Genomic DNA, 19,104 nt, shown 5'->3' with positions numbered 1-19,104 from the left:
CCGTTCCCTTAAACGTTTCCCCATCCCAGGAGTCTGTTCGCTGTGAATCCGGCCGTCCCGTCCAAGCGCAGCCCCGCGAAATCCGCCGGCAAGTCCGCAGGAAAGGTCGTTTCCTGGCGCGAGGTGGAACCGGCGCCCGTGGTGCTGCTCAGCGGTCCCGAGGACTATCTGGCCGGGCGGGCCCTGGAACGGATCCGCGCCACGCTCCGCCAGGCGCAGCCGGACACGGAAATCGTCCGGCTGGATGCTTCTGCCTACGCCGGCGGGGAACTGACGCTGCATTCCAGCCCGTCGCTGTTCGGGGAGGCAAAGCTGATCGAAGCCTCCAACCTGGCCGCGATGAACGATGAATTCCTGACGGACACTCTTTCTTATCTGACCGATACCGCACCCGATACCGTGCTGGTTCTGCACCATGGCGGCGGCAACCGCGGCAAGAAACTCCTCGATGCGGTCAAAGCCGCCGGCGCTCCGGTGGTGGAATGCCAGCCGTTCAAGAAAGACGCCGAGAAGCTGGACTTCGTCTCCCAGGAATTCCGAGCCGCACGCCGCCGCATCGATCCTGCTGCCGCGCGTGCCCTGGTTGCCGCAGTGGGTTCAAAGCTGGCGGATTTGGCAGCAGCCTGCCGGCAGCTGATCAACGACGCCACCGGGGAGATCACCGAGGAGCTTGTCGAGAAGTACTACGGCGGCCGGGTGGAAGCCACAGCCTTCAAGGTTGCCGACGCGGCGCTGGCAGGCCGCGGCGGACAGGCTCTGTCCATGCTCCGCCACGCGCTGGACACCGGCGTGGACCCCGTGCCGCTGGTCGGTGCGCTGGCCATGAAGGTCCGTGCCGTCGCCAAAGTGGCAAACCTGCGCGGTTCCTCCGCCTCCATGGCCAAGGAACTGGGCATGGCGCCGTGGCAGGTGGACCAGGCCCGGCGGGATGCCCAGCACTGGTCCCAGGAGTCGCTGATCAAGGCCGTGCAGGTGCTGGCCGAAGCAGATGCCCAGGTCAAGGGTGCCGGACGCGATCCGGTGTACGCCGTCGAGCACGCGGTTACCGTGATTTCCCTGGCCGCCGCCGGCCGCTGAGGCTGCAGGGCCGGCGGAAACGCCGGTCCTGCCTGCGCGTGCCCGTCCCGGCCCGCCAAACGGTCGGCAACACGGCCGCTTAAAGCAGTCTGGCCGGCCCCCGAGGGGACCGGCCAGACTGATGAAGACTAAAGCAAAAACAACGGCTTAGAGCGCGCGGACCTTCTTGGAGATGGCCGACTTGCGGTTGGCAGCATTGTTCTTGTGGATGACACCCTTGCTGACAGCCTTGTCCAGCTTGCGGCTGGCAGTGGCCACAGCTGCTACTGCTGCATCCTTGTCGCTGGCCTTGATGGCTGCGTCAACGGAGCGGATTGCGGTCTTCAGCTCGGACTTCACCGAGTTGTTACGCATGCGCGCCTTCTCGTTGGTGAGGATGCGCTTCTTCTGGGACTTAATATTGGCCACTTATATAAACTCTCTTTGTATTGCGGACTTGGTCGGTGAGGGAATTTCAGCCCAGACATTGACTGAGCGGCGTGGGGATACCGTAATGGCGCCTGAACTGAAGTGCCCGTCGACCTGCGCGGACACACAGCAATAAATGTTAGCAGAACTTGGGCCCGAAGGCCCATTGACGGTGGAGGGCGGCCGACGGCGTTTCTCCTCCCGGGTGCGCGGCCGGGCTCCGCGGCGCATCTTTGCGGGTCAGTTCCGGGCGGTGAAACGCTGGGCAACGCGCTGAAACGCTGCTGCAGACATAACGGAACCCTGCCGCCGGACGGCGGCCGGATCCAGCTGCAGCACGCGGTCCAGCTTGACCTCGCTCGGCCGGCCCTGGGCATCCCAGGGCCCGGATCCCACATCCACATAGTCCGGATCCGATTCCCGGGCATTGTTGCGGTCACGGGTGGTCATCATCAGGGCCAGCAGTTTCGAGCCGCTGCGGCCGATCAGCAGCACCGGACGGTCCTTGCCCTGCGAGTAGTCATCCTCGTAGGGAACCCACGCCCACACCACTTCGCCCGGATCCGGTGCCCCGTCCGGCGAGGGAGCATAAACGGGGGTGACCTTACCCCGGTAGTCACCGGGGTAAGCGCCCGGGGCAGCCGGCTTGCCGGCAGGGGAGGACGTGGTGCCGCCGGATTTTGACGCAGGCTTCGGAGGCGCCGACCTCGGAGCGGAGGACTTCGGAACAGAAGACGTCCGAGCAGGGGACGAAGGTGCGGACTTCGGCCGGGCGGGCGTGCTCCGGGTGCGGGACTGCCCGGTCCGGGGAGAAGTCCCCGTCCCGGAACCGGTTTCGGGACGGGTCAGCAGGCGGATGGCCGTGCGGGCCAGGGAAAGAAGGGAGCGGCTTGAGAAGGGCATCACCCCACGCTATTACGTTCTGCGGTTCCAGCGCGGGCTGGCATTCGTGGGAGACTGTTAATTCAGTAGATAACCCACCAGGAAAAACCGACGAACCGCGCCCTATCCGGTTCCGGCACGCGGCCTCCGCCGCCGCGGCCGCCGTGAAGTCCTGTGAACAGTAAAGGAACCGCCACAGTGTCACCTATGGCCCGCTTCTCACCGGTGCCTGCCGCGACGGATCCGGCGATCATCAGAAACTTCTGCATCATCGCCCACATCGACCACGGCAAGTCCACCCTGGCCGACCGCATGCTCCAGTCCACCGGCGTCGTTGAGCATCGGAACATGAAGGCCCAGTACCTGGACCGCATGGACATTGAGCGTGAGCGCGGCATCACCATCAAGTCCCAGGCCGTGCGCATGCCGTGGGAACTCGACGGCAAGTCCTACGCCCTGAACATGATCGATACGCCCGGCCACGTCGACTTCACCTATGAAGTATCGCGTTCCCTGGCGGCCTGCGAAGGCGCGATCCTGCTGGTGGACGCCGCCCAGGGCATCGAAGCCCAGACACTGGCGAACCTGTACCTGGCCATGGAAAACGATCTGACGATCATTCCGGTCCTGAACAAGATTGACCTCCCGGCAGCGCAGCCGGAGAAGTACGCCGAGGAACTGGCGAAGCTGATCGGCGGCGATCCGGCGGACGTCCTGCGGGTTTCCGGAAAGACCGGCGTGGGCGTCGAGGCCCTGCTGGACCAGATTGTCCGCGAGATTCCGGCACCGCAGGGCGACCCCAACGCTCCCGCCCGCGCCATGATCTTCGACTCCGTGTATGACACCTACCGCGGAGTGGTCACCTATGTCCGCGTGATTGACGGTTCCCTGTCACCGCGCGAACGCATCCAGATGATGTCCACCCGGGCCAGCCACGAACTCCTGGAAATCGGCGTCAGTTCCCCGGAACCCACTCCCTCCAAGGGACTGGGCGTCGGCGAGGTGGGCTACCTGATCACCGGTGTGAAGGACGTTCGCCTCTCCAAGGTCGGCGACACCGTCACCAACCTGGCCAAGCCGGCCACGGAATCGCTGCCCGGCTACGCAGATCCCAAGCCCATGGTGTTCTCCGGGCTGTACCCCATCGACGGCGCGGATTACCCGGTGCTGCGCGAGGCGCTGGAAAAGCTGATGCTCAATGACGCCGCGCTGGTCTACGAACCCGAGACATCCGCGGCGCTGGGCTTCGGTTTCCGCGTGGGCTTCCTGGGCCTGCTGCACCTGGAAATCACCCGTGAACGGCTCGAGCGCGAGTACAACCTGGACCTGATCTCCACCGCGCCCAACGTGGAGTACGAGGTGACGCTGGAGGACAAAAAGGTGGTCACCGTGACCAACCCCAGCGAGTACCCCGAAGGCAAGATCAAAGAGGTCCGCGAGCCGATGGTCTCTGCCACCATCCTGGCGCCGAACGAATTTGTCGGCGCCATCATGGAGCTGTGCCAGGCCCGCCGCGGAGTCCTGGGCGGCATGGACTATCTCTCCGAGGACCGGGTGGAAATCCGGTACCGCCTCCCGCTGGCCGAGATCGTCTTCGACTTCTTCGACATCCTCAAGTCCAAGACCCGCGGCTATGCCTCGCTGGACTGGAAGGCCGACGGCGACCAGGTTGCCGACCTGGTCAAGGTGGACATCCTGCTCCAGGGCGAACAGGTGGACGCTTTCAGCTCCATCACCCACAAGGACAAGGCCTACGCCTACGGCGTGATGATGACCGGGAAGCTGCGCGAACTCATTCCGCGCCAGCAGTTCGAGGTGCCCATTCAGGCTGCCATCGGCTCCCGGATCATTGCCCGCGAATCCATCCGCGCCATCCGCAAGGACGTGCTCGCCAAGTGCTACGGCGGTGACATCAGCCGTAAGCGCAAGCTGCTGGAAAAGCAGAAGGAAGGCAAGAAGCGCATGAAGATGGTGGGACGCGTTGAAGTTCCCCAGGAAGCCTTCGTGGCAGCACTTTCCTCCGACGACTCCAAGGACAAAGCCAAGAAGTGACACCCAGCGCATTACCCCTCGGAGACCCGGCACCGGCCGACGGTCTCCTGCCCGCACAGGCCGCGGACGGAGCCGCGGACCGGAACTTTGGGCTCTACGTCCACATTCCGTTCTGCTCCGTCCGCTGCGGCTACTGCGATTTCAACACCTACACCGCCACGGAGCTTGGCGGCGGCGCCTCGCAGGCCGCCTACGGCGCCACTGCCGCCCGTGAGGTGGTTTTCGCCGCGGACGCACTGCGCCGCTCCGGGATGCCCGAGCGGCCGATGGGTACCGTCTTCTTCGGCGGCGGCACGCCCACCCTGCTGCCCGCCGAGGACCTGGCCGGCATCCTGAAAACGGCCGTTGACGCGTGGGGCCTGGCGCCCGGCGCCGAGGTCACCACCGAGGCCAACCCGGACTCCGTCACTCCGCAGTCCCTGCAGCTGCTGGCCGACGCCGGATTCACCCGCGTGTCCTTCGGCATGCAGTCGGCCGTTCCGCACGTCCTGGCCGTCCTGGACCGCACGCATACGCCGTCGCGCGTTCCGGAGGCCGTGAAATGGGCGCGCGACGCCGGACTGCACGTGAGCGTGGACCTCATCTACGGGACGCCCGGGGAGTCGATGGAGGACTGGAAGGTCTCCGTCAATGAGGCCCTGAGCTACGAGCCGGACCACATTTCCGCCTACGCCCTGATCATCGAGGAGGGCACCAAGCTCGCAGCGCGCATGCGGCGCGGCGAAGTGCCGCCCATCGACGACGACGACCACGCGGACAAATACCTGGTGGCGGATGAAATGATGGCGGCCGCGGGCCTGTCCTGGTACGAGGTCAGCAACTGGGCCCGGACTCCGGCGGACCAGTGCCGGCACAACCTGGCCTACTGGCGCAGCGACGACTGGTGGGGGATCGGCCCCGGTGCCCACTCCCACGCCGGCGGAGTGCGCTGGTGGAACGCCAAGCACCCCACGGCCTACGCCCAGCGCATCGCGGCAGGGGAGTCACCCGCCGTCGGGCGCGAAACGCTCGACGCCGAAACCCGGTACGTGGAAGACATCATGCTGCGCACGCGGCTGGCTGAGGGGCTGGAACTGTCCCGGCTGAAGGAAGCAGGCCGGCTGGCCGTTGCGGGCCTGATGGCGGACGGCCTGGTGGACCCCAAGGCTGCGCTGACAGGCCGCGTGCTGCTGACAACCAAGGGCCGCCTGCTCGCGGACGCCGTCGTGCGCCGCCTGCTGCCGGACTGACCTGCGTGCTAAAGGCACAGCGCTGACACAGTCCTGAACGCGGAAAAGGGCCCCCGGGCCGGCAAAACTGCCGGCCCGGGGGCCCTTTTCTCTGCCGCGGGCAGTTGTCCGCCGGCAGCGCAGGCTAGGGGATGCGGCGCAGGTTCCAGCGGTAGCGGTACGGGCGTCCGCGGTTAACCTCAATACCGGCGATCATCGAGGACACTGCAATGGCAACCCACAGCAGGGCGTTCACAAGGGCGAAGAACCCGCCGATCACCGGAATGAAGGACAGCAGCCACGCCAGCAGGGCAATGAGGGTGGGAGGCAGGGTGAAGTTCAGCGCCTCCTTGGACTCCTGTGCCGTGAACGGTCCGCGGTAGCGGAAGACCAAATAGATGATCATTGACGGAATGAAGCCCAGGATCCCGCCGAAGTGGGCCACGGTTGCCCACTGCCGGTCCTCGGACGCGGTCAGGGGCAGTGCATTTGCCGGGGCGCCCTGATATGCGGGACGCTCCCCGCCCCGTTCACTGGGCTGGGGCTGGGGATTGGAACGGATATTCGACACTGCTGTTTCCTTTTGACTCTGGACTCGTGGGTCTTCGCCTCTGGTTCCCGGTGAGACTGTACGGATCGGGGTCGGCCGGCTGCGGTATTTCTCATCTAGGGTAGCGGCTCCGGAGCCCGCAGCCCGCAACGGCGCGGCGGCTGCCGGCCGCTAGGGGACGGTCAGGAAGTCAATGACTTCCTCCACCCGCCCCAGCAGTGACGGTTCCAGATCGGAATAGGAGCTTACGCTTCCCAGGAGTTTTTTCCAGCCAACCGCCACGTCGGTGTGGTCGCGGTGGGGCCAGCCCAGGCCCTTGAGGATTCCGGTTTTCCAGTCCTCGTGCCGGGGCACCACCGGCCAGGCGGGCAGCCCGATGGTGCCGGGCTTGATGGCCTGCCAAACGTCCACATAGGGGTGGCCCACAATCAGCACGTTGCCGCGTGCACCCGGAACCGCCATGGCTTCGGCGGCAATCCGGGATTCCTTGGAGCCGGCCACCAGGTGATCCACCAGGATCCCCAGCCGGCGGCCCGGTCCCGGAGCAAAGTCGCGGACCGCGGCCTGCAGGTCATCCACGCCGTGGAGCGGCTCAACCACGATTCCCTCCACGCGCAGGTCATCGCCCCATACTTTTTCCACCAGCTCGGCGTCGTGCTTTCCTTCCACCCAGATGCGGCTGGCCCGAGCGGTCCGCGCCCGCACATTGTCCACCCGCACCGAGCCCGACGCCGTCCGCCGCGATACCGGCGCCGCGGCCTTCACCGCGGGAACCACCTCCACCGGCTCGCCGTCGAGCAGGAACCCGAAGCCCAGCTCAAAGGACTTGGTCTTGCCGCGGCGGTCCTCCAGCACCATCAGGTGCAGTCCGCCGGATTTCTCCACCCGCACGACGGCGCCCACCCACCCGGTCTGCACGTCCTCGAGCACCAGGCCCATTTCGGCTCCCACCTTGGGCAGCACGCGCCGGGCCGGGGCGCTGATGTCCTGCGGCCCCCACGAAAAATTCGACACGGGTGTAGTCCTCACTCTGGGTGCTCCGGCTGGTTTCCGAGTCCGTTCCGCGGACGCGGGCACGGGAGCTTCAATGCTAGCAACGCCGCCGATCCGTATTAGACTTAGCACTTGAGCATGGTGAGTGCTAACCGCCATTCTTCAGTGCAATGTTAATCCGGTGGTGCTAATCCGTTGGCCGTCAGCGAGGGAGTGAAAACCATGAGTGAACCACGCAGACTCGAGGTGCTCCGGGCCATTGTTGAGGACTACGTCCATTCGCGCGAGCCGGTGGGTTCCAAGGCACTGGTGGAGCGCCATCAGCTGGGGGTCTCCAGCGCCACTATCCGCAATGACATGGCCGCCCTTGAAGAAGAGGGCCTGATTGTTGCGCCGCACACTTCGGCCGGCCGCATCCCCACTGACAAGGGCTACCGCCTGTTCGTGGACCAGATTTCAGACGTCAAGCCGCTGTCTGCGGCTGAGCGCCGGGCCATTCAGTCCCTGCTTGAGGGTGCGGAAGACCTTGACGACGTCATGGAACGGACCGTCCGGCTGCTTTCGCAGCTGACCAACCAGGTGGCGGTGCTGCAGTATCCGCATCTGGGCAACGCCCAGGTCCGGCACATCGAATTTGTCCTCCTGGCCCCGGCGCAGGTGCTGGTGGTCCTGATCTCCACCACCGGTCGGGTGGAGCAGCGCGTCATCACCGTTCCGGAGCAGGTCACCGAGCCGGACCTGCTGGAGCTGCGCCAGCACTTCCTGTCTACGCTCGGCGGAACCCCGCTGACCCGCATCACCGGCCAGCTGGCCGACTGCCTGGCCCTGGTTCCGGCCCGCAAGCGCCGCAACGCCGCCGCGCTGGCCCACGCCCTGGAACAGCTGGCCGGAATCAACCGCGAAGACCGCATGGTCATGGCCGGCACCGCCAACCTGGCGCGCTCCACAGTAGACTTTCCCCTGACAATCGGTCCGATTCTGGAGGCACTTGAGGAACAAGTCGTCATGCTCCGGTTGTTGTCGGAAATGGAGCAGGACGCCCGGGGTGTCTCTGTCCGGATCGGGCGTGAGAACCCGCACGGTTCCCTCTCCGAAGCATCGGTGGTTGCCACGGGTTACGGACCCGATGCTTCGGCAAAGGTGGGGGTGCTCGGCCCCACGCGCATGGACTACCCCAACACCATGGCCACGGTCCGGGCCGTGGCCCGTTATCTTTCCCGGATCTTGAACAACTAGAAAAGCGTTAGAGAATACATCAGCAGTACACCGGCTGCGGCCGCCAGCGGGCGGCACCGGCCGGCGGACGCCTTCGAATCGAGGGCGGCGCGGAGAACGCGGATACTGCCAATTACAGGAAGCGATGTGCACGAGTGAGCGATCACTACCAGGTCCTTGGCGTCGAACGCGATGCCACGGGAGAAGAAATCAAGAAGGCGTACCGGAAGCTTGCCCGCAAGCTGCACCCGGACGTCAACCCGGCTCCCGGAGCGCAGGACGAGTTCAAGGCCGTCACCCACGCATATGAGGTCCTCGCCGACCCGCAGAAGCGCCGGATCTATGACACCACCGGAAACGAAAACGGCAATGACAACGGTTTCGGCGGCGGGGGCGCCGGCTTCGGCGGCCAGGGCTTCGGATTCCAGGACATCTTCGACACGTTCTTCGGCGGAGCAGCCGGCGGCGGCGGCCGGGGCCCGGCGTCCCGCACACGCCGCGGCCAGGACGCCCTGATCAACGTTCGCATCGACCTGAAGGATGCCGTTTTCGGCACCAACAAGAAGATCGAAGTGGACACGGCCGTCACCTGCCCCACCTGCGACGGAAGCTGCTGCCAGCCGGGCACCTCGCCGCGCACCTGCGACATCTGCCACGGCACCGGCCAGGTGCAGCGCGCCGTGCGCTCCATCCTCGGCCAGGTCATGACCACCGCGCCCTGCGGATCCTGCCAGGGCTACGGAACGGTCATTCCGGACCCGTGCCACGAGTGTGCCGGCGAAGGCCGCGTCCGCAGCCGCCGCACCCTGAACATCAAGATCCCCGCCGGTGTTGCCACCGGTACCCGCATCCAGCTGGGCGGACAGGGTGAAGCCGGCACGGCCGGCGGACCCCAGGGCGATCTGTACGTGGAAATCCGGGTCAATGCCGATCCCACGTTTGTCCGTGAAGGCGATGACCTGCACGCCACCTTGACGGTTCCGATGACGGCGGCCGCCCTCGGCTCCAACATCAATTTTGAAACGTTCGACGGCGACCGCGAGATTGCGGTCAAGGCAGGCACCCAGTCAGGGGAGATCACCACCCTCAAGGGACTCGGCGTGACGCACCTGCGCGGTTACGGCCGCGGCGACCTGCTGGTCCACCTGCACGTGGAAACCCCGCAGAAGCTGGACGGCGAGCAGGAGGAACTGCTGCGCAAGCTGGCACAACTGCGCGGCGAGGAATACGCAGAGGGCCGCCTGGCCGGAAACGGAACCGGCGTCTTTGCCCGGCTCCGGGACCGCCTCGGCAACCACTGAGATGACCAATCCCATTTTCTTCGGTGAACCGGATGCTGTCCGCTCCGCCGGGCCCGGCTCCGTGTTTGTGCTCGAAGGACCCGAGGCGCACCACGCCGTAGCCGTGAAGCGGTTGGCCCGGGGCGAGCAGGTGGACATTGTGGACGGCGCCGGCCGCCGGCTGACAGGCACCGTAGCCGCCGCTGAACCGTCCAGGCTGGAGGTCTCCGTGGAGGCCGTCACCGAGGAAAATGAGGCCGCGGATACGCTGCTGCTCGTCCAGGCCCTCGCCAAGGGCGGCCGGGACGAGCAGGCCATTGAAGCGGCCACCGAGCTTGGCGTGCACGGGGTCATCCCCTGGCAGTCCGAGCGCAGCATTGTCCGCTGGCGTGCGGATAAGGCGTCCAAGGGCCGGATGAAATGGCAGGCAATCCTCACGGCGGCGGCAAAGCAGTCCCGCCGCTCACAGATTCCCGACGCTGAGGAGATGCTGGACACCAAGGCCCTGGCCCGGAGGCTGGCGGACGTGGATCTGGTCCTGGTGCTTCATGAAGAAGCCGACGGCGCCCTGGTGCCGGCGGTGGACGAAGCACGCCGCGAAAACGGCGGCCGGCCGCTGAGCATCGCGGTCGTTGTGGGCCCCGAGGGCGGCATCAGCAGCGCCGAAGTTGATCTGCTCCGCTCAGGCGGCGCCGTGGCGGTTCGGCTGGGATCGCATGTGCTGCGCTCCTCAACGGCCGGACCGGCGGCGCTGGCCGTCCTCAACCACGCGCTCGGCCGCTGGTAGGCAAACTCGGGCCGCCGGTCCGGCGGCCCGAGTCACTGGGCTGTTACTAGGCTCTGGGCTGTTACTGGGCCGGGGAATGGATGGTGACGCGCTTGGAGTCCTCGTCCTGCCGGCCTGAGCCGTGGAAGACGCTCACCTTGTACTCGCCCGGCGGAAGCTCGGCGGTAAAGCTGAACAGGGAGGTTCCTCCCGCGGGGTCCTGCAGTTCCGCATAACCGGTCTGCACGGCGTCCTCGGCCGGACGGCCGTCCACAATGGGTTCCGCCCGCCAGGAGAGCTGGCCGCCCTCGGACAATGCGGTGCCGTGGACCGTCAGGGCGGACTGCGACGAGGACCCTTCCTGCGGATCAATAATCCAGATGGGGGCCATCAAAGCCGGGTCACGCTCGATCTGCCCTTCCAGGACTTCATGGCCGAATGCCCGGTAGCCCGCCATGCCGTCCACCAGCAGCACCACCTGCGGGTCATGGCCCACCGTGGTGAGACCTGCATTTGATGCCGCAGCAGTGGCCGTGTAAACGAGCTGCTGGACGGCACGGTGGGCGATTCCGGCATCCAGCGAAGCCTTGAAGGCGTCGGCGGAGATGTCCACGGTAATGATGTTCTTGCCGGAGATGGAGGCGGTTACTCTTCCGGCCTTGTTCCAGGGGTTGAAATAGTCCGAATCCAGCGGACTGCCTGCGGTCATTGCCAGGACCGCCTCAACAATGGGGTCGCTGCTGGATTCGGCCGGCAGGAACTCGCGGTAGAGGAAGACGTTGTCACCGTTCAGGCCGAGCCAGTACACGGGCAGGCGGCCCGGAGCAGGCTTTCCTTCGGACGGGGGAGTGGTTCCCAGCGGGGCGGCCAGTGAGCCCGCGGCCTCGCTGAACTGGGTGGGCATGGTGGTGGTGGGAGTAACCGCAACCACACCGCAGCCGCTCAGAAAAAGGGAGGAAGCGGCCGCCAGGCCCAGTAGATTCCTGGGACGCAACAGATGCCGGTGCTGCGAAATTGCGCGCACGTATTTCCTCCTTTCGCCGATGGGTCGCTTTCCAGCTTGGCACACCGGGAACCCCGGACCGGCGGTCTTAACCGTCCTGCGACCGGACTGAGACCTGATTGAGACGTGCCGGTTCCGGCTCAAAGCGGAATAAATGGGAGCAGACGAGCGCTGAGGCATCAAGTAATATTGAGGTGACTGTGTATTGACACACTGCTTCTCCAACACACTCTGCAAAGGGGCGATGAAAGGCCTGGGAAGGCCGAACATATGACTGAATCCTCAGGAATTGGCACTATCGGGCTGGATCGCCAGACCATCATCTTTGATTCCACCGAGCACATGGTCCAGTCGCTGGGCGCCAATGACGAGGCACTCAAGATTATTGAGGCCGCTTACCCGGAGGCCAGCCTGCACGTACGCGGCAACGAGCTTTCGATTTCGGGTCCGGCCCCGGTGGTTGAGCTGACGCTCCGTCTCGTCAATGAAGTCCGGGTGCTCGCCCGCAGCCAGACCAAGGTCACCCCGCAGCTCATGGAGCAGCTGATCACCATGCTCCGGGACCAGAGTGCCCAGCGCCCCGCGGAGGTTCTGACCCAGAACATCCTCTCCACGCGCGGCCGCACCATCCGGCCCAAGACGCTGAACCAGAAGAACTACGTGGACGCCATCGATGAGAACACCATTGTGTTCGGAATCGGCCCGGCCGGTACGGGAAAAACGTACCTCGCCATGGCCAAGGCGGTCCAGGCGCTCCAGCAGAAGGAAGTCAGCCGGATCATCCTGACCCGTCCCGCAGTGGAGGCCGGAGAACGCCTGGGCTTCCTCCCCGGAACGCTCAGCGACAAGATCGACCCCTACCTCCGTCCGCTGTATGACGCACTGCACGACATGATGGATCCCGATTCCATTCCGCGGCTCATGGCCGCCGGAACCATTGAAGTTGCTCCGTTGGCGTACATGCGCGGCCGCACCCTCAATGACGCGTTCATCATCCTGGACGAGGCCCAGAACACGACTCCCGAACAGATGAAGATGTTCCTGACCCGCCTTGGCTTCGGCTCCAAGATGGTGGTGACCGGCGACGTGACGCAGGTTGACCTGCCCGGCGGAACCGCTTCGGGGCTGCGGATCGTGCATGACATCCTCGGCGACATTGATGACGTGCACTTCTCCGAACTGTCGGCGTCCGACGTCGTCCGGCATTCCCTGGTGAGCAGCATCGTCACCGCCTACAGCGAATGGGATGAGTCGCGCCGCGGCAGCGCGCAGGGCTCCGCCCCGGCCGGCCGCGGTGCAGGACGGGGAACCGCCAAATGAGCATCGAAGTAAACAACGAGTCCGCGGTTGCCGTGGATGAAGAAGAGCTGTCCCGGCTGGGACGCTTCCTGCTGGAAAACCTCTACGTGCATCCGGAAGCGGACCTCTCCATCATCCTGGTGGACGAGGACGCCATGGAAAAGCTCCACATCGAGTGGATGGACATCCCCGGTGCCACCGACGTGCTGTCCTTCCCGATGGATGAGCTGCGTCCCGGTGTTCCCGGCCGTCCGACGCCCGCCGGAGTCCTCGGGGACATTGTGCTGTGCCCGCAGGTGGCTGCGGACCAGGCCAAAACGGCCGGCCACAGCATGCAGGAAGAACTGCTGCTGCTGACCACCCACGGCGTGCTGCACCTGCTGGGGTACGACCACGCCGAACCCGAAGAGGAAAAGGAAATGTTCGGCCTGCAGCGTGAGCTCCTGTCCTCCTACCTGGGCCGTGACGCCCCGAAGGAGACCCGCAGTTGAGCGTTGCCCTGCTGATTTTCATGGCCGTGGCTTTCATGGTCCTGGCCGGGCTGCTGACTGCGGCGGAATCCGCCTACGGCTACCTGCCGCGGCATGAAGCCGAAGCACTGCTGCACGGCAAGTCCGGCAAACCGCTGCGCAAGATCCTGCAGCACCCGGTAGCCCACATGCACGCGCTGCGGTTTTGGCGCGTCTGGTTCGAAATGGCCACCGCCGTCTCGGTGGCCACCCTGTTCCAGATGCTCCTGGACAACATCTGGCTGGCCGGCCTGCTGGCCACAGTCGTGATGGCAGGCATCGGGTTTGTCCTGGTGGGAGTCTCTCCGCGGCAGATCGGGCGCAAGCACGTCACCGCCGTCGTTGTCCTGACAGCGGGCATGGTGCGCTTCCTGCGGGTGGTCCTGGGCCCGGTTCCCGGCTGGCTCGTCCGGCTGGGAACCGCTGTGGCCCCCGGCACCCAGGGACCGGACGCGGCCTTCTTCACCGAAGAGGAGTTCCGTGAACTGCTGGACCGTGCCTCCGAGGCGGACATGATCGAAAACACCGAGGCGGAACTGATCCACTCGGTGTTCGAGCTCGGCGACACCAAGGTGCGCTCCGTGATGGTGCCCCGCACGGACATGGTCTGCATCGACGCCGGATCCAACCTTCGGCAGGCCATGTCCCTGTTCCTGCGCTCGGGCTATTCCCGCGTTCCGGTGATCGAGGACAGCGCAGACCAGATTGTGGGCATCCTCTATCTCAAGGATGTGGCTGCCCAGATGCATTCCAATCCCGGGGAGGCCGCCGTCAGCCGGGTGGAGGATTTTGCCCGCGGCGTCCGCTATGTACCGGAGTCCAAGGCGGTCAGCGAACTGCTGCAGGAACTCCAGCGCGAATCCACCCATGTGGCAGTGGTCATCGATGAATACGGCGGCACCGCCGGCCTGGTGACCCTCGAAGACCTCATCGAGGAAATCGTGGGCGAGATCGTAGACGAGTACGACTCCGAGCGCCCCGAAATCGAGAACCTCGGCGAAGGCCGCTACCGCATCAGCTCCCGTGCCGGCATCGACGACCTCGGTGAACTGTTCGACGTCGACCTTGAAGACGACGAAGTGGACACCGTGGGCGGCCTGCTGGCCAAGGCCCTGGGCCGGGTGCCGATCGTCGGCAGCGAAGTGGTGATCGACGGCGTCGTCCTGCACGCCGAGCGCCTGGAGGGCCGCCGCAACCGGGTGTCCCACATTATTGCCTGGAAACAACCCGGCGACACAGACACAGATACATCCTCCGACGACGGCAGGTCATCCTCCCGCGTCGCCTCAACAGAATTGGTACCACGCAATGACTGATCCACAGTTCCGAGCCGGCTTTGTCTCCCTGGTCGGCCGGCCCAATGCCGGCAAGTCCACGCTGACCAACGCCCTGGTGGGGCAGAAGGTTGCCATCACCTCCGCCAAGCCGCAGACGACCCGGCACACCATCCGCGGCATTGTGCACCGCGAAGACTCCCAGCTGATCCTCGTGGACACCCCGGGGCTGCACCGTCCGCGGACCCTGCTGGGCAAGCGCCTGAACGACCTGGTGGCTGACACGCTGGCCGAAGTTGATGCCATTGGATTCTGCCTTCCGGCCAACGAAGCCGTGGGCCCGGGCGACCGGTACATTGCCAAGCAGCTTGCCGCGCTGAAGAAGAAGCCCGTGATAGCACTGGTGACCAAGACGGACCTGGTGGACCGCGCCGCCCTGGCCAAGCAGCTGATGTCCGTTACCGCACTGGGCAACGAGGTCCTGGGCGAAGCCGGCTGGGCCGACGTCGTTCCCGTCTCCGCCGCCGATGGTTTCCAAGTGGACACCGTGGCCGAGGTCCTGGCCGGTTACATGCCGTCCTCGCCGCCCCTGTACCCGGACGGGGAACTGACGGACGAGCCCGAGGCCGTCATGGTGGCCGAACTCATCCGCGAAGCCGCCCTGGAGGGCGTCCGTGATGAGCTTCCCCACTCCCTGGCCGTGGTGGTGGATGAAATTGTTCCGCGCGAAGGACGCCCGGAAGACAACCCGCTGCTGGATGTCCGCGTCAACCTCTACGTTGAGCGGTCCTCCCAGAAAGCCATCATCATCGGCAAGGGCGGCGCACGGCTGCGCGAAGTCGGCACCAACGCGCGCCTGGCCATCGAAGCGCTGCTGGGTACCCGGATTTACCTGGACCTGCACGTCAAGATCGCCAAGGACTGGCAGCGCGATCCCAAGCAGCTGGTCAAATTGGGGTTCTAGCATTAGCTGCTGAGCCGGCCCCTGAATACGTTTTTCAGGGGCGCCGCGTACACTTTGAACAGCCGCTGACTGCACCACTGCCGTTTAGCAAGACCTAATCCGAATTCTTGAAGGGGACCGGCCCATGTCATCTCGCCCTGCCGATACGGGTGCCGGTGCCTCCGGAAACTCTGCTTCCGGACCCAAGGTGCCGTCCGCCCCGGGCGGGCGCCACCTTGGCCGCAGGAACGCCCCGCACCCCGTGCTGCGGGCAGTTGCCCTGATCCTGTCCCTGACCCTGGTGTCCGGACTGGTGTTTGTGGGCGTGCAGCTGGTCCGGCTGCAGCAGAACTTCGAGACAAAACCGCTGAACCTGGGCTCCAACCAGGAGTCCGCCGCTCCGGTGGACACCAACACCGACCCGCTCCAGATCCTCATTCTGGGTACGGACAACCGCGAGGGCCAGGACAGCAACAACTCCGACGTCATGATGCTCGCCAACATGTCTGCGGACCGCTCCCACGTCACGGTGGTCAGTTTCCCCCGTGACCTGCTGGTGCCCCTGCCCGAATGCAAGGATCCGGAAAGTGGAAACACCTACCCCGCCGTCGAGCTTGGCCAGCTCAACGGCGCCCTGGGCAACGGCGGCCCGGGCTGCACCGTAGCGGCCATCAACGAACTCACCGGCCTCAGCATTGACCACTTCATGATGGCTGATTTCAATGCCGTCAAGGAGCTGTCCAGCACTCTGGGCGGCGTGGAAGTCTGCGTGAACCAGCCGATCGAGGACGATCTGTCCGGACTCAGCCTCCCCGCCGGCGTCAGCAGCATCAAAGGCGACCAGGCCCTGGCCTTCCTGAGGACCCGCCACGGCTTCGGCAACGGAGGAGACGAGGGCCGCATCCGCGCCCAGCAGAGCTTCCTGGCCTCCATGGTCCGCAAGGTCAATGATGAAGGCACGCTGAACAACCTTCCGAAGCTGTACTCCATTGCGGAAACGGTGACCCGCAACCTGACCGTCGACAAGGACCTGACGGACGTTTCCTCGCTCATTGCCCTGGCCGGACGGCTCAAGGAAGTTGACCTGAGCCGGGTCGCCTTTGTCACCGCACCGGTGGTTCCGTACGAATACGACAACAACCGGCTGGTCCTGGATGAAGCAGCCGCGCAGCCCCTCTTTGAAGCTCTGGTGGAAGACCGGGACATCACCGAGCCCGAACCCGCGCCGGAAAGCACCACGCCGGGGGAGACCCCCGCACCGTCCGCTCCGGTGGAGGAAGCTCCGCTCTTCTCGGCGGCCGACATCCCCGTGACCATCCTCAACGCCACCGGGAACGCCAAGGGTTCCGAAACCCGCGACAAGGCCCTCGCCGCACATCTGCTGTCGCAGGGGTACACGCAGGCCGTGGCCGGCGGGCAGACGGACGCAGCCAGCCCGGCCACGCAGATCTTCTACGCTCCCGGGTACCTTGAAATGGCGCAGCAGGTGGCCGAAGCACTGCACATCCCCGCTGTCCAGGTGGTTGCCAGCAACCTGGTTGCCGGTGTCAGCGTCCAGGTGGGCCAGGACTTCACCAGTGGAACCGCCATGCCCGATGAAGGCGACGTTGGCGGTTTGTCCGGCCAGACGGCAGCCCAGGTTACGTGCCAGAGCGCCTTCGGAAATTAACAATTGGGTAGGGTCCACCCGCACTGTTAGGGTGGTCACGTGCGCGCAGAGCTCCTTCTCCTTAGCTGCCGTGGCGAGGCCATGACTTCCGTATAGGCCGCCCCTCGCTGCGGAGTTTGTGTTGCCCGGCCGCTCTTCTGATCTCCTAGAAAAGGCCCCACCAAACATGCGAAATGCACAGCAGCCCTCGGGAATGCCCGTCTCCAAGTACACGCCGTTCCAGGATCAAATCAGTTTTGAACTCCCCGACCGGACGTGGCCGGACAAACTCATTACCAAGGCCCCGCGCTGGTGCGCAGTGGACCTGCGGGACGGCAACCAGGCCCTGATCGATCCCATGACGCCGGACCGCAAGCACAAAATGTTCGATCTCCTGGTGCAGATGGGTTACAAGGAAATCGAGGTGGGCTTCCCGTCCGCGTCGCAGCTGGACTTCGATTTTGTCCGCCAGCTGATCGAGGGCGACCGCATCCCCGACGATGTCACCATCCAGGTCCTCACCCAGTCCCGTGAGCACCTGATCGAGCGGACCTATGATTCCCTCGAAGGTGCGGACCGCGCCATCGTCCACCTGTACAACTCCACCTCGGTGCTGCAGCGCAGGGTCGTGTTCAACACGGACCAGGACGGAATTGTGGACATCGCGCTCTCCGGAGCCCGGTTGTGCAAAAAGTATGAAGAGCAGCTGCGCGGCGTGGACGTCACCTACGAATACTCGCCCGAGTCCTACACAGGCACCGAACTGGATTTCGCCCTGCTGATTTCCAACGCCGTCGCCGAAGTCCTCGAGGCCTCACCGGACCGGCAGATGATCCTGAACCTGCCCGCCACCGTGGAGATGGCCACGCCCAACGTGTACGCCGACTCCATCGAGTGGATGCACCGCAACCTGGCCAACCGCGATTCCATCATTCTGTCCCTGCATCCGCACAATGACCGCGGCACCGGCGTGGCCGCAGCGGAACTGGGCTACCTGGCCGGTGCCGACCGCATCGAGGGCTGCCTCTTCGGCAACGGGGAGCGTACCGGCAACGTGGACCTGGTGACCCTGGGCTTGAACATGTTCAGCCAGGGCATCGACCCGGAAATCGACTTCTCCAACATCGACGAGGTCCGCCGGACCGTCGAGTACTGCAACCAGCTGCCCGTGCCGGAGCGTTCCCCGTACGGCGGTGACCTGGTGTTCACGGCGTTCTCGGGTTCCCACCAGGACGCCATCAAAAAGGGTTTCGAAGCCATGGAGAAGGATGCGGCGGCCGCCGGCACCACGGTGGACGGCATTCCCTGGGCGGTTCCCTACCTGCCGATCGATCCGAAGGACATTGGCCGCAGCTACGAGGCCGTGATCCGGGTGAACAGCCAGTCCGGCAAGGGCGGGGTGGCCTACCTGCTCAAGAACGAGCACAACATGGACCTGCCGCGCCGCGCCCAGATCGAATTCTCCGGCGTGGTCCAGCGCCGCACCGACACCGCAGGCGGGGAGGTCACCGGAGCTGAACTGTGGAAGGTGTTCCAGGACGAGTACCTGCCGCACACGCCGGAGTCCGACGGCGAACCCTGGGGACATTACGCCCTGTCCTCGGTCAATGCAGACACCGCTGAAGACGGCTCCTTCAAGCTGACGGCTTCCCTGCGGGCCGGCGGAGTGCAGCAGAACCGCACCGCCTCGGGAACCGGCCCGATCGATGCGCTGCTGAAGATCCTCAGCGAAGACGGCATCGATGTCCGGCTGCTGGACTACACCGAGCACGCGCTCTCGGCCAGCGGAAACGCTGCCGCGGCTGCCTACGTGGAACTGGCTGTGGGAGAGCGGGTCCTCTGGGGCGCCGGCATCGATTCCAACACCACCATGTCCGCGCTCAAGGCCGTGGTTTCGGCCGTCAACCGGGCAATTCGGGACCGGGCCTAGCCTCTGAAGCAGGCGCGCCCGGGCCGAAGGGCCCGGGTGCGCCGCAGCAGGGGCCGGCCGTGGGAAA

17 protein-coding genes are annotated in these 19,104 nt (G+C 65.3%); 12 read left to right on the top strand and 5 right to left on the bottom strand.

Features of this window, described 5'->3' with window-relative positions; all coding sequences use genetic code 11:
• Nucleotides 1-123: 123 nt before the first annotated feature.
• Nucleotides 124-1,077, top strand: a complete 954-nt coding sequence (gene holA / locus AC4D2W_RS04250) for a DNA polymerase III subunit delta (protein WP_490926019.1) — start codon at nucleotides 124-126, stop codon at nucleotides 1,075-1,077.
• Between the two features lie 147 nt (nucleotides 1,078-1,224).
• Here holA and rpsT read toward each other — a convergent pair whose 3' ends face one another.
• Nucleotides 1,225-1,485 carry a 30S ribosomal protein S20 gene (rpsT, locus tag AC4D2W_RS04245; protein ID WP_490925646.1) on the bottom strand — a complete coding sequence of 87 codons (261 nt, stop codon included), beginning with the start codon at nucleotides 1,483-1,485 and terminating at the stop codon, nucleotides 1,225-1,227.
• A gap of 240 nt (nucleotides 1,486-1,725) precedes the next feature.
• Entirely contained in the window at nucleotides 1,726-2,388 is a 663-nt protein-coding gene (locus tag AC4D2W_RS04240; protein WP_490925645.1) for a type II toxin-antitoxin system PemK/MazF family toxin, read from the bottom strand.
• 177 nt (nucleotides 2,389-2,565) lie between these two features.
• Here AC4D2W_RS04240 and lepA point away from each other — a divergent pair, with 177 nt between their 5' ends.
• Together lepA and hemW are read left to right on the top strand one after the other, a co-directional pair.
• Complete coding sequence (gene lepA / locus AC4D2W_RS04235) at nucleotides 2,566-4,419, top strand: translation elongation factor 4 (protein ID WP_490925644.1); 1,854 nt, start codon at nucleotides 2,566-2,568, stop codon at nucleotides 4,417-4,419.
• A complete protein-coding gene (hemW, locus tag AC4D2W_RS04230; RefSeq protein WP_490925643.1) occupies nucleotides 4,416-5,648 on the top strand; it encodes a radical SAM family heme chaperone HemW in 1,233 nt (410 codons plus the stop codon). The genes lepA and hemW overlap by 4 nt, the downstream gene beginning before the upstream one ends.
• A gap of 124 nt (nucleotides 5,649-5,772) precedes the next feature.
• On the opposite strand, the gene AC4D2W_RS04225 is transcribed toward hemW, so the two are convergent.
• Nucleotides 5,773-6,189, bottom strand: a complete 417-nt coding sequence (locus AC4D2W_RS04225) for a DUF4870 domain-containing protein (protein ID WP_490926018.1) — start codon at nucleotides 6,187-6,189, stop codon at nucleotides 5,773-5,775.
• A gap of 159 nt (nucleotides 6,190-6,348) precedes the next feature.
• Entirely contained in the window at nucleotides 6,349-7,191 is an 843-nt protein-coding gene (locus tag AC4D2W_RS04220; RefSeq protein WP_490925642.1) for a DUF3097 domain-containing protein, read from the bottom strand.
• Between the two features lie 201 nt (nucleotides 7,192-7,392).
• On the opposite strand from AC4D2W_RS04220, the gene hrcA reads away from it, so the two are divergent.
• From hrcA to AC4D2W_RS04205, 3 genes are all read left to right on the top strand, one after another.
• Nucleotides 7,393-8,406: a heat-inducible transcriptional repressor HrcA gene (gene hrcA, locus AC4D2W_RS04215; protein WP_490925641.1), complete on the top strand. Its 1,014-nt coding sequence runs from the start codon at nucleotides 7,393-7,395 to the stop codon at nucleotides 8,404-8,406.
• Between the two features lie 134 nt (nucleotides 8,407-8,540).
• Entirely contained in the window at nucleotides 8,541-9,686 is a 1,146-nt protein-coding gene (gene dnaJ, locus AC4D2W_RS04210) for a molecular chaperone DnaJ (protein WP_490925640.1), read from the top strand.
• Between the two features lies 1 nt (nucleotide 9,687).
• Nucleotides 9,688-10,452, top strand: coding sequence for a 16S rRNA (uracil(1498)-N(3))-methyltransferase (locus tag AC4D2W_RS04205; protein ID WP_490925639.1), 765 nt, complete (start codon nucleotides 9,688-9,690; stop codon nucleotides 10,450-10,452).
• A 61-nt stretch (nucleotides 10,453-10,513) separates the two neighbouring features.
• On the opposite strand, the gene AC4D2W_RS04200 is transcribed toward AC4D2W_RS04205, so the two are convergent.
• On the bottom strand, nucleotides 10,514-11,455 hold the full coding sequence (locus AC4D2W_RS04200) for a GerMN domain-containing protein (RefSeq protein WP_490925638.1): 942 nt from the start codon (nucleotides 11,453-11,455) through the stop codon (nucleotides 10,514-10,516).
• Nucleotides 11,456-11,704: 249 nt separating this feature from the next.
• Between AC4D2W_RS04200 and AC4D2W_RS04195 the strand changes: the two genes are divergently transcribed.
• The 6 genes from AC4D2W_RS04195 to leuA all read left to right on the top strand — a co-directional run bounded on the left by AC4D2W_RS04195 (nucleotide 11,705) and on the right by leuA (nucleotide 19,037).
• Complete coding sequence (locus tag AC4D2W_RS04195; protein WP_490925637.1) at nucleotides 11,705-12,754, top strand: PhoH family protein; 1,050 nt, start codon at nucleotides 11,705-11,707, stop codon at nucleotides 12,752-12,754.
• On the top strand, nucleotides 12,751-13,224 hold the full coding sequence (ybeY, locus tag AC4D2W_RS04190) for an rRNA maturation RNase YbeY (RefSeq protein WP_490925636.1): 474 nt from the start codon (nucleotides 12,751-12,753) through the stop codon (nucleotides 13,222-13,224). Before AC4D2W_RS04195 ends, ybeY begins: the two co-directional genes overlap by 4 nt.
• Nucleotides 13,221-14,558, top strand: coding sequence for a hemolysin family protein (locus tag AC4D2W_RS04185; protein ID WP_490925635.1), 1,338 nt, complete (start codon nucleotides 13,221-13,223; stop codon nucleotides 14,556-14,558). Before ybeY ends, AC4D2W_RS04185 begins: the two co-directional genes overlap by 4 nt.
• Nucleotides 14,551-15,480: a GTPase Era gene (era, locus tag AC4D2W_RS04180; RefSeq protein WP_490925634.1), complete on the top strand. Its 930-nt coding sequence runs from the start codon at nucleotides 14,551-14,553 to the stop codon at nucleotides 15,478-15,480. Before AC4D2W_RS04185 ends, era begins: the two co-directional genes overlap by 8 nt.
• A 124-nt stretch (nucleotides 15,481-15,604) precedes the next feature.
• The gene (locus AC4D2W_RS04175) at nucleotides 15,605-17,128 is read left to right on the top strand and encodes an LCP family protein (protein WP_490925633.1); all 1,524 of its coding nucleotides are present in this window, start codon (nucleotides 15,605-15,607) and stop codon (nucleotides 17,126-17,128) included.
• 166 nt (nucleotides 17,129-17,294) lie between these two features.
• Nucleotides 17,295-19,037: a 2-isopropylmalate synthase gene (leuA, locus tag AC4D2W_RS04170; protein WP_490925632.1), complete on the top strand. Its 1,743-nt coding sequence runs from the start codon at nucleotides 17,295-17,297 to the stop codon at nucleotides 19,035-19,037.
• Nucleotides 19,038-19,104 lie beyond the last annotated feature (67 nt).

It is taken from the genome of Arthrobacter sp. TJ-58 (assembly GCF_058269295.1).
Note: the sequence above shows the minus strand (reverse complement) of the source record. Positions and strands in the feature narration are given on the sequence as shown.